Origin of the sequence: Methylotenera sp. 1P/1, assembly GCF_000384355.1 — a bacterium.
Taxonomy (GTDB): Bacteria; Pseudomonadota; Gammaproteobacteria; order Burkholderiales; family Methylophilaceae; genus Methylophilus.
On record NZ_ARWC01000001.1, the window covers coordinates 1086253 to 1101939 of the forward strand.

The 15687-nt window shown below is 46.5% G+C and carries 15 protein-coding genes; 13 read left to right on the forward strand and 2 right to left on the reverse strand.

Annotated features, from left to right (window positions below):
* Positions 1–117 precede the first annotated feature (117 nt).
* Entirely contained in the window at positions 118–1530 is a 1413-nt protein-coding gene (locus A3Q3_RS0105120; RefSeq protein WP_020182500.1) for an SPFH domain-containing protein, read from the forward strand.
* 111 nt (positions 1531–1641) lie between these two features.
* On the opposite strand, the gene A3Q3_RS0105125 is transcribed toward A3Q3_RS0105120, so the two are convergent.
* The gene (locus A3Q3_RS0105125) at positions 1642–2382 is read right to left on the reverse strand and encodes an SDR family oxidoreductase (protein WP_020182501.1); all 741 of its coding nucleotides are present in this window, start codon (positions 2380–2382) and stop codon (positions 1642–1644) included.
* Positions 2383–2504: 122 nt separating this feature from the next.
* Between A3Q3_RS0105125 and A3Q3_RS0105130 the strand changes: the two genes are divergently transcribed.
* The 12 genes from A3Q3_RS0105130 to A3Q3_RS0105185 all read left to right on the forward strand — a co-directional run bounded on the left by A3Q3_RS0105130 (position 2505) and on the right by A3Q3_RS0105185 (position 15133).
* A complete protein-coding gene (locus A3Q3_RS0105130; RefSeq protein ID WP_020182502.1) occupies positions 2505–3125 on the forward strand; it encodes a TetR/AcrR family transcriptional regulator in 621 nt (206 codons plus the stop codon).
* An 88-nt stretch (positions 3126–3213) separates the two neighbouring features.
* On the forward strand, positions 3214–4584 hold the full coding sequence (purB, locus tag A3Q3_RS0105135) for an adenylosuccinate lyase (protein ID WP_020182503.1): 1371 nt from the start codon (positions 3214–3216) through the stop codon (positions 4582–4584).
* Entirely contained in the window at positions 4584–5312 is a 729-nt protein-coding gene (locus A3Q3_RS0105140; RefSeq protein WP_020182504.1) for an NYN domain-containing protein, read from the forward strand. The genes purB and A3Q3_RS0105140 overlap by 1 nt, the downstream gene beginning before the upstream one ends.
* A 33-nt stretch (positions 5313–5345) precedes the next feature.
* Positions 5346–7202 (forward strand): autotransporter assembly complex family protein, encoded by a 1857-nt coding sequence (locus A3Q3_RS0105145; protein WP_020182505.1) that lies wholly within the window; start codon positions 5346–5348, stop codon positions 7200–7202.
* A 3-nt stretch (positions 7203–7205) separates the two neighbouring features.
* Positions 7206–10517, forward strand: a complete 3312-nt coding sequence (locus A3Q3_RS0105150) for a translocation/assembly module TamB domain-containing protein (protein WP_020182506.1) — start codon at positions 7206–7208, stop codon at positions 10515–10517.
* A gap of 48 nt (positions 10518–10565) precedes the next feature.
* The gene (wrbA, locus tag A3Q3_RS0105155; protein WP_020182507.1) at positions 10566–11156 is read left to right on the forward strand and encodes an NAD(P)H:quinone oxidoreductase; all 591 of its coding nucleotides are present in this window, start codon (positions 10566–10568) and stop codon (positions 11154–11156) included.
* 7 nt (positions 11157–11163) lie between these two features.
* The gene (locus tag A3Q3_RS0105160) at positions 11164–11871 is read left to right on the forward strand and encodes a HugZ family protein (RefSeq protein ID WP_020182508.1); all 708 of its coding nucleotides are present in this window, start codon (positions 11164–11166) and stop codon (positions 11869–11871) included.
* Positions 11868–12233 (forward strand): DUF2069 domain-containing protein, encoded by a 366-nt coding sequence (locus A3Q3_RS0105165; protein WP_026361768.1) that lies wholly within the window; start codon positions 11868–11870, stop codon positions 12231–12233. The genes A3Q3_RS0105160 and A3Q3_RS0105165 overlap by 4 nt, the downstream gene beginning before the upstream one ends.
* A gap of 176 nt (positions 12234–12409) precedes the next feature.
* Positions 12410–13153: a 5'/3'-nucleotidase SurE gene (gene surE / locus A3Q3_RS0105170; protein WP_020182510.1), complete on the forward strand. Its 744-nt coding sequence runs from the start codon at positions 12410–12412 to the stop codon at positions 13151–13153.
* A gap of 5 nt (positions 13154–13158) precedes the next feature.
* Positions 13159–13830 carry a protein-L-isoaspartate(D-aspartate) O-methyltransferase gene (locus A3Q3_RS0105175; RefSeq protein WP_025224654.1) on the forward strand — a complete coding sequence of 224 codons (672 nt, stop codon included), beginning with the start codon at positions 13159–13161 and terminating at the stop codon, positions 13828–13830.
* A 6-nt stretch (positions 13831–13836) separates the two neighbouring features.
* On the forward strand, positions 13837–14760 hold the full coding sequence (locus tag A3Q3_RS0105180; RefSeq protein ID WP_020182512.1) for a peptidoglycan DD-metalloendopeptidase family protein: 924 nt from the start codon (positions 13837–13839) through the stop codon (positions 14758–14760).
* Positions 14761–14785: 25 nt separating this feature from the next.
* Positions 14786–15133 carry a hypothetical protein gene (locus A3Q3_RS0105185; RefSeq protein WP_020182513.1) on the forward strand — a complete coding sequence of 116 codons (348 nt, stop codon included), beginning with the start codon at positions 14786–14788 and terminating at the stop codon, positions 15131–15133.
* A gap of 62 nt (positions 15134–15195) precedes the next feature.
* Here A3Q3_RS0105185 and A3Q3_RS0105190 read toward each other — a convergent pair whose 3' ends face one another.
* Positions 15196–15558 carry a co-chaperone YbbN gene (locus A3Q3_RS0105190; RefSeq protein WP_020182514.1) on the reverse strand — a complete coding sequence of 121 codons (363 nt, stop codon included), beginning with the start codon at positions 15556–15558 and terminating at the stop codon, positions 15196–15198.
* Positions 15559–15687 lie beyond the last annotated feature (129 nt).

Consider the following 15687-nt stretch of genomic DNA (forward strand, 5'->3'; position numbering starts at 1 on the left):
TACTAGCCAAACTTTGTGCTACATTATTTTTACATACAGCATGTTGCAATGCTCAATGTAATGTCTAATTTTTAGATACAATCAAGCACAACTCAATCAATAATAAAAAGGAAAACCATGGACTTTTTCAGCAGCGGCGTTTTGTTTAGCATCGCAGGTGTCATCGCTTTTTTACTGATATTCAAAATCATTATTTGGATTATCAATCTCCGTAGAGTTGTCCCCACTAACGAAGTGCATATTGTGCAGTCAAGCAAATTCACCACATCCTATGGCAAGGATACCGAAAACGGTAATACTTACTATGAGTGGCCAGCTTGGTTACCTATTATTGGTATTACTAAAATCATACTACCCGTGTCTGTGTTTGATTTAGATTTAACTGATTACGAGGCATACGACATGGGAAGACTACCTTTCCGCGTAGATATTAAAGCGTTTTTTAGAATTGTAGACTCTAACTTAGCCGCTCAACGCGTAGCTTCATTTGAAGATTTAAACAATCAATTAAAGGCTATCGTACAAGGTTCTGTGCGTACTATTCTTGCATCAAATGGTATTGAAGAAATCATGCAGGGCCGTGCAACTTTCGGCGAACAATTTACCAAAGAAGTCGCAGAACAACTGACCAACTGGGGCGTTTCTGCAGTTAAAAATATCGAGCTTATGGATATTCGCGACGCCTCTGGCAGCCATGTGATCTCCAATATTATGGAAAAAAAGAAATCTCAAATTGAGATGGAGAGCCGTAGCGAAGTTGCAGAAAATATGAAGAAAGCACAAATCGCAGAAATTGAAGCAAAACGTGAAACCGACATCAAAGCACAAGAAGCGCTCAAACAAGTTGGCATTCAAACTGCAGCCAAAGACCGTGAAGTGGGCATTGCCAATGAAAAAGCTACGCAAGCGATTAAAGAAGAGCAAAAACTCACCACCGAAAAAGACTTAGCTGTGCAAAAAATTGCTGAGGTGACCAAGGCTGGTATTGATAAAGAAGTACAGATTGTGAAAGCTGAGCAAGAACGTGAAACCAAAGTGATTAATGCAAATGCAGACAAACAATCACAAGTAATCAAAGCTGAAGCAGAGAAAGAAATGCTCACGCTAACCGGGCAAGGCCAGTTAGCCAATAAAGAGTTTGAGGCAAAAGGTATTACCGCGGAGGGTCTAGCAAGAGCTGAAGCAGAAAAAGCGTTGCAGTTAGCGCCTGTACAAGCACAAATTACGCTTGCAAAAGAAATTGGCAGCAACACCTCATACCAAGATTACTTGATTAAAGTTGAGCAAATCAAAGCAAATCAGACTGTAGGAATTGAACAAGCAAAGGCGCTTGAAAAAGCAGATGTAAAGATTATCGCTAATACTGGTGGAGATGCTTCTACTGCGATGACTGGCCTAGGCTCTGTAATTAGCCCTAAAGGTGGCACTGCTATTGGCGGCATGCTGGAAGCGCTAGCCAATACAGAACAAGGCAAGGCGATTATTAATAAAATTACTGGTGGTGAAAACGATACAAAAAAACCGGACTAAGATTTAAATAAATGAGTATATCAACGCAATAGCACCGCAATAACACCGCAATAATATTGCGTCAGCATTAGGCTGGGGTTGTTTGTGCCCAGCCTAATTTTTATTAGCCTATTACCAAGGCAAGCCTTCACCTTGGTGAAAGAAGCCACCACTTGGGCCATCTGCTGCCAATAAGGCCAATGCAACGCTGGTTTTATAGCTGTCTTCTACTTCCATCGGTGCACTATCGCCACCCAGTTCTGTTTTCACCCAACCTGGATGCGCTGAATTGACTTTAATAGCCGTTCCTTTTAATGCGTGTGCCAAATGTACAGTATAAGCATTGAGCGCTGTTTTAGAGGCGTTGTATGCGAATGATTTAGCGGGATCAATTGGAGAGCTTTCCATGCTATGCAGTGTGAGTGAGCCTAAAATGCTGGATAAGTTAACAATACGTCCGGCGGCTGAGCGCTGTATCAATGGCAACAGTTTTTGCGTTAACGCAATCACCGCAAACAAATTCACATGAAAAGTATGCTGCAATACTGCTAGGCTAACTTTGCTACTGTTGTTATCGCCCATTAGTTGCTCTTCACTAATACCCGCATTATTCACCAAAATATCCAACTTGCCATAATGCTGTTGCAGATAGTCATGCACCGTATCAATGGTATGCGCCTGATCTGCATCATACTGCACCGCAGTTGCTTCGTATCCTAGCGCTTGCAACTGCTTTGCAGCAGCCAGCCCTTTTTCTACATCACGCGCACCCAACACTACTGTTACGCCAGATGCCGCCAAATTTTTAGCGGTTTCAAACCCAATGCCACGGTTAGCGCCAGAGATAAATGCTACTTTTTTTGTGTTTTCCATGTTCATATCCTATATTATTTACCAATCAGTAAATAAATAATGAATGAATTTCATTCGGGCGTCAACAAATATTTTTACCAAGTGGTACAATATAATAAATATGACAGTGGATATCCATTCAATTGAGCAATCAAACACAAGACAAAGTAAGCAAACCGCGCGGACGCCCGAGTGAGTTTAATCACGAGGTGGCTCTGGAAGCAGCATTGAATGTGTTCTGGGCGCAAGGGTATGAGGGTACTTCGATGACCGACCTGACAGTAGCGCTTGGCATTAATAAACCGAGCATCTACGCAGCGTTTGGCAATAAAGAGGCTCTGTTTAAAAAGGCATTAGGCAAATATGCGCAACAGCATGTGCGTGTATTGCCAGAAGCGTTAAATGCCCCAACTGCCAAACAAACCGTTGAAGCCTTCTTGACACATGCTGCCAGACTATTGACCAATCCAGATACACCTAAAGGCTGTTTGATCGTACAAGGCGCGCTGGCGTGTAGCGAAGATGCGAATACAATCCACGCACTGTTAGCCGACCATAGAAAAAATTTAGAAGCCGCCTTTGCCAAACGCTTTGATTTAGCCAAAGTGCAAGGCGATCTCAACATGCGTACAGACAGTACGGCGCTTGCTAAGTTGGTGACCACCGTACAACAAGGCATGTCGGTACAAGCCAAGAGCGGCGCGAGCAAAGACGAGCTGCTAGCGGTAGCTAAGCTGCTATTGCAATCCAATGTGTTTGGGTAATCCAGCGCGCAAGCATTTCTCTCATCCGACATGTTCAGTGGCAAATTCATGTAAAATAACGGTTTTCCGAAATCGTTAGTTACGTGTTATGTCACTCACCACTTTAAATGCACTCTCCCCACTTGATGGCCGTTATCAACCCAAATTAGACACTTTGCGCCCGTATTTTAGTGAATACGCACTCATTAAACATCGCACTTGGGTAGAAATTGCATGGCTCAAAGCCTTGAGTGCAACAGCAGCGCTTAAAGAGATTGCGCCATTTAGCGCTGATACCATCAAAGAGCTAGATGCTGCCATTGTAAACTTTAGCGAAGCAGATGCCGCACAAGTAAAGGCGATTGAAGCGCGCACCAACCACGATGTAAAAGCCCTAGAATATTGGCTCAAAGAAAAATTCGATGGCAATCCAGAAGTCAAAAAAGCCAGTGAATTTATTCACTTTGCCTGCACTTCAGAAGACATCAACAATCTATCGCACGGCTTAATGCTCAAACACGCACGCGATAGTGTGATGCTGCCGTTTTTAGACCAATTGATTACACGTTTGACTACATTGGCGAACGAATTAGCAGCAACCCCCATGCTCTCACGCACGCATGGCCAAACCGCTAGCCCAACTACACTTGGTAAAGAGTTAGCCAATGTGGTGTACCGATTAAAACGTCAGCAAACACAATTAAAAAACAACGAAATCTTAGGCAAAATCAATGGTGCTGTGGGTAACTTCAACGCACATTTATCCGCCTACCCTGAGTTTGACTGGGAAAGTTTTGCCAAACAATTTGTGGAGTCATTAGGATTGACCTATAACCCGCTGACCATTCAGATTGAACCGCATGACTATATGGCTGAGTTGTACGACACACTCGCCCGCATCAACACCATTTTGATTGATTTGAATCGCGACATTTGGGGTTACATTTCTGTAGGTTACTTTAAACAAAAAGTAAAAGCGGGAGAGATTGGTTCATCTACCATGCCGCACAAAGTTAACCCGATTGACTTTGAAAACTCCGAGGGCAACTTGGGGATGGCCAACGCCATTCTGCGCCATATGGCAGAAAAACTACCCATCTCGCGCTGGCAGCGTGACTTAACCGACTCGACCGTATTGAGAAATATGGGTGTGGGCTTTGGCTACACCTTACTCGGTTATGATTCTTGCCTACGCGGTTTAAACAAATTAGAGGTGAATATTCAACGCCTAGATGAAGACCTGAACAATAGCTGGGAAGTCTTGGCGGAACCTATCCAAACCGTGATGCGCCGTTACGGCATTGAGAATCCGTATGAGCAATTAAAAGAACTCACACGTGGTAAAGGCGGCATCAATCAAGCGTCATTACATGCATTTATTCAAACGCTCGACATTCCAGCAGAGGCAAAATCAAACTTATTGGCACTCACACCAGCCAACTACATAGGCAAAGCTACTGAGTTAGTAAAGAAAATGTAATGGCAATCATCACTGAAGCAAATGCTACGCTTGCTGTCCTTATTGATGCAGACAACGCACAGGCATCTATTATTGAGGGTTTGCTTTCAGAGATTGCAAAGTTTGGTGTTGCAAGCGTCAAGAGAATTTACGGGGATTGGACAACGCCGAATTTAGGTCAGTGGAAAACTGTTTTACTCAATCACTCTATCCAACCGATACAGCAGTTTAGGTACACAACAGGCAAAAATGCTACGGATAGTGCCATGATTATAGATGCCATGGATTTGTTGTACACCGAAAAGTTTGATGGCTTCTGTATTGTATCAAGCGACAGTGACTTTACGCGTTTAGCATCTCGCATTCGCGAATCAGGGAAGCGAGTGTACGGATTTGGCGAGAAGAAAACACCCATGCCATTCGTGGCTGCCTGCGATCGCTTCATCTACACAGAAGTGTTCTCGATTGCAGAAAGTGCGGAAAAAGAATCCACTAAAATACCTAGTCATAAATTACGTCAAGACCCTAAGCTGATTAACCTGTTCCAAGTTGCAATAGATGCGGCTTCAAACGAAGATGGATGGGCGAATCTTGGTGGGGTCGGCAGTAACATCATCAAAAATGCCCCGGATTTTGACCCACGCAATTATGGCTATGCAAAGCTGGCTGATTTAGCAAAAGCCATTGAACTGTTTGATATAGAAAAGCACCAAACCCATTTGCTGCTTAGAAATAAACAGAAAAAATAATCTGTTTCATAACTTCCTAATTGTTTTTAAGGTGTGAAGCCTATCGTTTTAATCACGCACATTCAGTATTTAAAGCATCGTTGGGCGCTATTACGTGCTGGCGTGCGATTACTGTTGTGCGTATTTTGCTTATGCAGCACATCCGTCAGCCTTGCTGACACCAGCACACTGCTGCACATCAAAAAAAACTCACCATACGCAACCACCTTCAAAATCTCACTGGCGCCTGACCAAACAATAGATACAGACGCCCTGCAAGACTTGCTCAAAACGCATTTGACGATTCATGAGGCATTAGAAAACACACGGTTAAATCAGGCGGAATGGCTGCGACTTGTGCAAGAAGCGCCTAAAGAGATCAAAGAGTTACTGGAAACAGAGGGATATTTTTCAGCAGAGGTAAACATCGAATCCTCGCCAACGCAAGATACGAATGAAGCGGTTTTTGTGATTACCCCCAACCCAAGAACACAGGTGCAAGAGGTTAGCCTGATATTCAAAGGTGAAATTGCGCATGCGCCGGCAGATCAATCCCCATCATCCACCACATTAACGCAAGGCTGGCGGCTGCCCAAAGGCACGCCATTCACACAGCAAGGTTGGTCAGAAGCCAAGCGCGCATTACTGACTGCCATGCTGGGAGAGCGCTACCCCAATGCCAAGATTGAATCTAGCCAAGCCATCATCGACCCAGAAACGCATCAAGCCAAACTCAATTTAACTGTCGATAGCGGTATTGGTATACGTTTGGGTGATTTGGTCATTGAAGGTCTTCACCATTATCCGGAATCGCTGGTGCGTAATCTCAATCCCATTGAGTCGGGCATGCCATATAGTCAAAGTACACTGCTCAAACTTCAAAACACCTTACAAGAAACCGGTAAGTTTAATCGGGTGACTGTCAGCGCAACCACTCAGAAGCCTAACCAAGATGGGTTAGCCGATGTGGTGGTGAATGTGCAAGAGCGCGAACAACAAAGTGTGAGCATTGGCGTGGGTGCAAGCACTAACACCGGTGCACGCGTGGTTTTAAACTACACAGACCGTAACTTATTTGAGCGCGGCTTATTGTGGGATACCTCATTGCGGCTTGAACAGCGGCTGCAAGCAGCCACTTCCAGCATCAAGCTCATGACGGATGCCAGTGGCTACCGCGACAGCATTAACAACAGCTTGGTACGTACCAATGTAGAAGGCCAAATCACAACGGCCGTTAATAATGGCGTCAAGCGTAGCTGGGGCGATCGTAACTTTGAGCAGTTTATCGGTGCCAACTTGCTGTACGAATTTCTGTCTATTGATGGTGAGTCTACAGAGTTTAACAAAGCCGCTACGTTTGCTTATGGCTTAAGCCTGCGGCGTTTAGACCATGACCTGATTCCGACCAAAGGGGTGATTTTTAGCTCGCAGTTTCAGGTGGCGCCAATCGAACGCTTATCTGATGGGCGATTCTTACAATCACAAGCCAAGTTACAAGGCTTTTATCCGCTGGGCCAAAATACACAGTTTTTAGGTCGGTTAGAGGTTGGCGTGGTCACAGGTTCTGACAGCGTACCTGCGACTTATTTGTTTCGTGCTGGTGGCGATCAATCCGTACGTGGCTATGCGTTCCAGGCATTGGGCGTAAAAGATGGTGATGCCATACTGGGCGGGCGCGTACTGCTTACCGGCAGCACCGAGCTAGTGCAGTGGTTTACCTCATCCTGGGGCGCCGCAGCGTTTGTGGATTTTGGTAATGCAGCCAACTCTTGGCACGATTACAGACCTGCGTATGGTTATGGCTTAGGGGTGCGCTGGAAAAGTCCGGTGGGCCCGGTGGGTGCCGATATCGCCTATGGTGAAGAAACCAAAGACTATCGTCTGCACTTTAATTTAGGTGTGAGTTTTTAATAGATGAATTTACGTATACCACACTTGCAATCGCGTTCGCGCTGGCCGGTTATGCTTTACGCGTTGTTGCGCACATGCAGCGTATTTGCGCTGTGCCTGTCGCTCATCATCACGCCACAAATGGTACTGGCAGCCAACTTACTGGTGTATTCAAACCTCAGTGCGCTTGAAATGGATTTGGGCAACGCTATTCTGCGAGTCGATCGTATCGACTCCAATCTATCAATCAGCTTAAACACTGCTGGCGAGCTCACGGTCTCGCGGTTTCATGCCAAACGCGCCAGTCTGACGTTTAAGCCATCACCTAAAGCAGCCAATCCATCAACCTCCAATACACTTCCTGCCAATATTGCATTGCCCTTACCTATTCAATTGCAACAGGGGCTGATCGATGAGTTGACGATTGTACAAGCGGACGAATCGCAAACACTCAAGCAGATTCAATTCAATCTACACGCTAACGACCAAACGCTTGCGCTTGAGTTACAAGTCTCAGAAAGCCCATGGGGGCAATTACATACCGCAGTAGACATGGTGAATAAAAAGCCGTTTGCACTCAATGGCTGGCTGAGTGCGCAGAACACACAAGCCAGCACGCCTTATCAGCTCAAAGCCAATATCAGCGGAGACTTAGCGCAAATTCACGTCACTGCACACCATCTTTACCAGCCCGAAAACAGTGGTTTTGCCATCGTTCCGGCCGATCTCAATCTGCATCATGACAATCTCATCAAACTGACTGCAGACATTAGCTTGCAGGATCAGATGCCAGCGCATTTAGAGGTTGCATTGCAAGCATTAAATGCCGCGCATATCCACCCGCAACTGAATGGCCAACTCAATCTTTCACTCACTGCGGATGGCATGTTGAGTGGTCAACAACCACTCAAAGTGTTATTGCAAGCACATGACAGCCAATTACAGCAGCATCCGCTCATCCTGAATGCAGAAGCGACGCTCGTGGATTTTGTACTTTCATCACTCAATCTTGATGCACAATTAGCCAGTAACACCCTGCATGTAGAAGGTGGTTTGAATGCCAATGACCCATCGCATAACACGCTGCGTTGGCAAGCCAACTGGCCGAGTCTCAGCCAAGTTATGACGGGTCTCTCCGGAAAAATCAGCAGTCAAGGCGAACTCACACACAGTGGTGATGACTATCAAACGCATTACCAGTTGCAGGCTGAAAAACTTCGTCTTCCAGATGCAATACAGATTGGCAGTGTGCAGGCGCAAGGTCAGTTCTCTACCATAGCGCAGGCGCCTTTAGACAACAAAATTACCATCACTGGGCTACACAAAGGCGCCTCAGCAGATGCAACAACCCATGCTATTAACGCGCAGATAACACTGAATGGCAGCTTGGCCAAACATACGCTAACACTCTCCACAGAGAATACAGACACGCAGCAAGCAACATTTGGTTTAGATAGCGTGATCGAAGGCGGAATATCAGCACAAGGTTGGCAAGGCACGTTAAGCAAGCTCACTAGTCGTGACCAAACCTCCATACGTCTAGCGCAGCCTGCGCCTATGCGTTATAGCGCAGAGACCGGCTTTGCAATGCAGCAAATGCAACTCAAAGTGCAAGAAGGCATGATACAGCTCGACGCTTTGCACTACCTTTCGGCGCAGACGGCAACAGCCAACAGTCCTGCCCTAAAAGCGCGCTTCAATACGCAGGGCCGCATTGAGCAACTGCCAGTCAAAGCATTACAAGATTACCTTGGGTTGACCAATCCCAATGTAGAACAAAGTCTGACGCTTAACGGGGCATGGAACGTTGATATTGCCGAACAAATCAACGCAGAAATGACGCTTACACGTGCAGATGGCGACATTACATTGCATGATGTAATTCAAAAAACCAAACAAAACTTAGGGTTGAGTACCATCCACCTACAATCCAAGATTGTGAATAATCAGCTCAATGCCAGCGCCACAATAGAATCACAGCATGCCGGGAACATTCAGGCCAGTGCCGCCACAACCTTCACTAGCACTGCGCATGGCTTTGCACTCAACCGAAATGCACCATTGGCATTGCATGTAGAGGCAAACTTACAGCACCTGAATTGGCTAGCCTTGCATGATGCGAGCACCACCTTGGATGGGCAGTTGAATTTGAAACTGGATGGCCATGGCACGTTAGCTGCGCCAGAATTAGACGGCTATTTGCGTGGCGAGCATTTAGCTGTACAAATCCCTAGCCAAGGGGTGTTACTTAACAACGGCACACTCAGTGCAAGCTTTGCCAAGGAAACACTCACCATCACCCAACTGGATTTCGAAGGTAAATCAGGCACATTACACGCGCAGGGGCAAGCCAATCTGTTCAAAAATCCAGCGCAGCTCAATCTGCAGGTTGAGGCCAATCGCTTTACTGCGTTATCGCGCACAGATCGCTTTATCGTGCTGAGTGGTGAAGGCGATATGCAATTGGCAAGTGGGCGTGCGCTGATTAGCGGGCAATTTAAAGTGCACAACGGGCTATTTGAATTGCCCAAAGCAGGCAAGCCTATCTTGGATGACGATATCATCATTTTAGGCAAACAAACCGAAGAGAATCCGACCAATATTGCACTTGTATTGGATGCGCTAAACATTGATTTTGGGCGTAAGCCAACTGCGCCCTACGATGAAGCACATCACTTTTTACTGCGGGGACAAGGGCTTAACGGCGCACTCAGCGGACAAGTGAAGCTCTCAGGCAATCTACAGCAATTACAGGCGTTTGGTGCGCTTGAAGTCAATGGCACCTACTTGGCTTACGGGCAATTATTAGACATTGAAACCGGGCAAATCAACTTCAGCGGCCCTATTTCCAACGCGGGCCTAAACATTGTAGCGATGCGCAATTTAGAGCCGACCAAAGTAGGCGTGAAGCTCACAGGCGATATCCAGTCTCCAGAACTGAAATTAGTCTCGGACCCGGAGACCAGTAACGATGACAAACTTTCACTCTTAGTGCTTGGCCGCCCCATGTCAGAAGCAGGCAGTAGCGAACTCGCGTTGCTTTCAGTGGCCGCAGGTGCACTCTTATCGCAAGGAGACTCAGTACCGTTACAATCCAAGATTGCAGGTATCGTTGGATTTGACAGCTTGGATGTCAAAGGCACCAACGCCACCAACTACAGTGTTAACATCGGTAAGCGCATTAATCGTAAATTAGTAATTGGTTATGAAAAGAGTTTGTTTGGCTTACTGAATGTGGCTAAACTCACTTATCAGCTGACGCGCAGAGTGGCCATAGAAACCAAAGCCGGCTCTGAAAACGCGCTGGATGTTGTGTATAGTTTCGACTTTGACTAACGCAATCCAAAAGTATCATAGAAAAAAGCATGATAGAAAGTAGTGTGCATGATAGAAATTCTAGTGTTGTATTACTCTCAAGGTGGCGCCGTACGTGACATGGCGCAGCTGATTGCCCGTGGCGTGGAAAGCGTTAACGGCGCAAAAGCGCGTGTACGCACGGTGCCTAAAGTATCTGCCAACCATGAAGCTACAGAGCCGGATATTCCTACCAGCGGTGCACCTTATGCTGAGCTAGCTGATCTGGAAGCTTGCGCAGGATTAGCACTAGGTAGCCCTACCCGCTTTGGCAATATGGCAGCGCCGATGAAATACTTTTTAGACGGCACTGCTGGCTTATGGCTAAAAGGCGCACTGATCGGCAAACCAGCCGCCGTATTCACCTCCAGCGGCTCTATGCATGGCGGCAATGAAACCACCTTAATCTCCATGATGTTGCCTTTACTACACCACGGTATGCTGATTACTGGTCTGCCTTATTCCGAGCCGCAACTCAGCACAACCACTACAGGTGGCACACCGTATGGTGCCAGCCATATTGGCGGCAGTATGGATGACCGCCCGATATCGGATGATGAACGTAAGTTGTGCATTGCGTTGGGTAAGCGTTTGGCCGAAACGGCGTTAAAACTGAGTTAGCCTATATATGTCACTCACCCTAGAAGCGCAGCGGTTTTTATTTAGCACCCACTCCGGCATTCTCTCTACGCATTCTGCCAAGTTTACAGGTTACCCTTTTGGCTCTGTTGCGCCATTTGTGCTCAATCACCAAGGCATGCCGACTATTTTGATTAGCAGTATTGCCGAGCACACCAAAAATATCTCGCACAATGCGCATGTTTCTTTGTTGGTATTTGCCGGCGCCGAAGACTTGCAAGCCAATGCACGCCTAACATTATTGGCCAAGGCGGAGCAAACCGATAAGCAGAACCCACTGATGCGTGAACGTTATTTACGCTATCTGCCGCAAGCTGAACAGTATTTTGATATGCATGACTTTACGTTTTATACGCTGTACATCATGCAAGCGCGCTATATTGCTAGCTTTGGCAAAATGGGCTGGATGCATGGAACTGACATGCAATTACCCACGCATCCACTGATGATTGAAGAGCAGAGCATTATTGAACACATGAACCACGACCACGCACACAACCTATTGGCCTATTGCCAGCACTACCATGGTGTTCACGCCAATGCAGCAGAGATGATTGGTATAGACACCTTTGGCTTTGATGTGCGGGCGCATACCAAAACCGCACAACGTTTACGCTTTGATTTTGAAACACCTATCACCCATGCAGAAGAAGCAAGAACTGCGCTGGTGGCCATGGCTAAAGCGTGCCGCACATGATACGCCTACTTCATCTAGGGGCGAGCGTCAGCTTAATCGCCCTAATTATGCTGTGTGTGGCTTGGGAGCTTTGGCTAGCGCCGCTAAAAACAGGCGGCAGCATGCTTGTGCTTAAAGTGCTGCCGCTCCTAGTACCTTTGTTTGGCATTTTGAGAGGCAAGCGCTATACCTTTCAATGGGCCAGCATGCTCATTTTGCTTTACTTTACCGAAGGCACCGTCAGAGCATGGTCAGAGCATGGCTTATCGGCAAAGCTGGCTGGTTTGGAGATCATTCTGAGTCTCGTTTTTTTTGGATGCGCTATTTTCTATGCAAAATGGATAAAAAACCATTCAAACAAAAGCTTAGGAAGCAAGAAATAACCGGCGAGCGGGGAAAGTGCAAGGCGCACGGAACGCAGAAACCGAGATAGTATGCAGTATACAGCGAGGTTGCGAGTAGCGTGCAACGCAGCAATTTACCCGCGCAGCCACTTATTTCTTGCTTCCTTAAGTGATTTGCCCGCTGACAAGCTGCTTAAAACCATTATAATTAATGCATGCGAATTTTAATTTCTAATGACGACGGCTACTTTGCGCCTGGCCTTAGCGTCCTTGCTTCACACCTAGCCAAGATTGCCGACATTACCGTAGTGGCTCCCGAGCGTAACCGCAGTGGTGCCAGCAATTCGCTGACCTTAGATCGCCCACTGAGTGTACGCAAAACCAGTCATAATTTTTACTACGTCAATGGCACCCCTACCGACTGTGTGCACATTGCCTTAACCGGCTTGATGGATGAGATGCCGGATATGGTCATCAGCGGCATCAATGATGGCGCCAATATGGGGGACGACACGATTTACTCCGGTACCGTCGCAGCCGCCATGGAAGGCTATTTGCTGGGCATTCCTTCTTTTGCCATTTCGATGTCGCAGCATAACGCTATCCACTTTGAAACAGCTGCACGCATTACAGTAGAACTGGTGCAGCATTATGCCAAGACACCACTGACTTCACCCACATTGCTTAACATCAATGTGCCGGATCTGCCTTATGATGAGATTAAAGGGCGTGTAATCACTCGCCTAGGCAAGCGCCATAAGGCTGAGCCAGTAATACAACTTAAAACACCACGTGGGGAAACTGTCTATTGGGTAGGCGCTGCCGGACAACCCAATGATGGTGGTGAAGGTACGGATTTTCACGCCATTGCACATCAGCAAGTGTCTATTTCGCCTATTCAAGTAGATTTAACCAAACATACGCAACTTGCAGCACTCAACGATTGGATACAGAAGTAATTACCATGGCATTACTCAGGCCTACAACTAAATCTGGCATTGGCATGACCTCATTGCGAACACGTGATCGCATGCTGACTCGCCTGCGTGAGCAAGGCATTAAAGATGAAGTCGTACTCTCGGCCATTGGTGAGATTCCAAGACATATTTTTGTGGATGAAGCCTTGTCTATCCGTGCGTATGAAGATGTTTCCTTGCCGATTGGTTTTGGTCAAACCATTTCACAACCTTATATTGTGGCGCGCATGACAGAGGTGCTACGCAATGGCGGGCCACTCAATAAAGTATTAGAGATTGGTACCGGATGTGGCTATCAAACTGCAGTGCTGTCCAAAGTATCCAATGAGGTATTTTCGCTGGAGCGTATTCGCCCATTGGTGATGAAAGCACGCAGTCATTTACGCACGCTCAAATGCACCAATGTCAAACTGGATCACGCGGACGGTAGTATCGGCCTCACTGACTATGCGCCATTCAATGGCATCATTGTCACCGCCGCCGCTAGCCATATCCCTGAAGAGTTATTGGCACAACTCGCCATGGGCGGCCGCTTGGTTATTCCTGTTGGCACCACCACGCAAACCCTTTACCTGATTGAACGCACCCCTACCGAATTTAAACAAACCAAACTAGAAGCGGTCAAATTTGTTCCCCTTCTAGGTGGTACAAGTACATAAAGTCTCATGCTACAGAAATCTCTACTCGTTATACTCACACTGACTTTAATCGCTTGTGCAGGCATTCCACCCGCACCCGTCATCGACCGTGACACCTCTGCCAATAAACCAAGCGCTCCCGTTGCAAAAGAGCCTGCCAGTAGTGATTGGCGCCCAAACAGTTACACTGTAAAAAAAGGCGACACCCTATATGCGATTGGGTTGGAGTTTGGTTACGACTATAAAGAAATTGCCAGCGCCAATAACTTGACACCACCTTACCCTATTAGAGTCGGTCAAAAATTGATCTTGCCGAGCAACGGCAATGCAGAGAAAAATGTGAGTACGACTGAAAATGGTGTAGTGGTCACCCCCATTAAAACTGAGCCGGTTGCCGAAACCAAACCAACAGCACCAGCGGTGACGCCTATCCTTAACCAACCCAAGGCGATGCGTGAACCGTATAGCATAGAAGCGCTTAATCGCGCCTCACCCAAAGGTACAGAGCCTGCGCCAGCTGTAAAACCCAGTGCCACTGACACAGCTGCAACCAAGCCTACCGAGAGCAAAGTAACGGGCGACGATGCAGTGACCTGGTCTTGGCCAACCAACGGCAAAGTGATAGCAAGTTTTAACGAAGCCTCTAATAAGGGCATTGATATTGCCGGTACTGCAGGCCAAGCCATTGTGGCAGCCAGCGGCGGCAAAGTGATTTATAGTGGCTCTGATTTACGCGGCTATGGCAAACTCATCATCATCAAACATAATAAAACCTTTTTATCGGTCTACGCGCATAATAATAAGCTGTTGGTAAAAGAAGGTCAGCAGGTGACCGCTGGCCAAAAAATTGCAGAAATGGGCAATACCGACAGTAATACGGTGAAGTTACACTTTGAAATTAGACAGCAGGGTAAATCCGTTGATCCTGCTAAGTATTTGGCGCAAAATTAACGTAAGACTTTGCTGAGGCACATCTATGGATCCGAACAAGTACGCTAAAAACGCCAAAATAAACCCGAATAGCAAAGTCGGCACAGCAGGTTCCATCATCTCATTTCTACTGATGGTGATTGGGCTGATAGGTCTTGGTATTGAGCTATTTAAAGATGGTAGTGTCGTCAAATCTTGGATCGGCAGCCTGTTTGAGTCAACCGTAGGCTTGTTGATGATCCCTGTGATTATTGCGGCAGCTTGGCTCTTTAATCGTTGGACTTCTTCTCCGTCTAAAACTGAAAAAACAAAAGCAGGCGACATTCCCATGTATATCATGATGGCGATTGGCGCTTTTTATGTGTTTCGCATCATCACAACTGGCGGATTCTAATTGTTGATATAAGAAAAAAGCCACGCAGTTGCGTGGCTTTTTTATTCACATGTATCCGTAGATTATTTTTGATTGGCCGCGTAATACTCACGTACCGGCGTCATGTCAAACTCACGTGCCCATTTGATAATTTCATCAAAAGCTGGCGCACCAATTTCACCTACTTGGGCATGAATGCCAGCTTGCTCACGAATCACTAAAATGCCTGGGATTTGATTCACTTCAAAATACTCAGAAATTTCAGGGTCAGTCTCAGTGTTTACCATACCAAAGACAATATCAGGGTTTTTCTCTGCAGCGGCTTCAAACGTTGGGGTAAAAGCCACACATGGATCACACCATGGTGCCCAGAAATCGACAATCACAAACGGATTGTTTTCGATGGTTGATTTAAAGTTTGCTTTATTGAGTGTGAGCACAGCCATACCAAAAACCCCTAATATTTCTTAAAATAATTGTCTATTTTAACAGAGACCTACACAGAAGTAGGCGAACGCAGCGTTGACAATGCGAAAAATGATGAAAATCGGCAGTTTATGTACTGAAAATGCAGG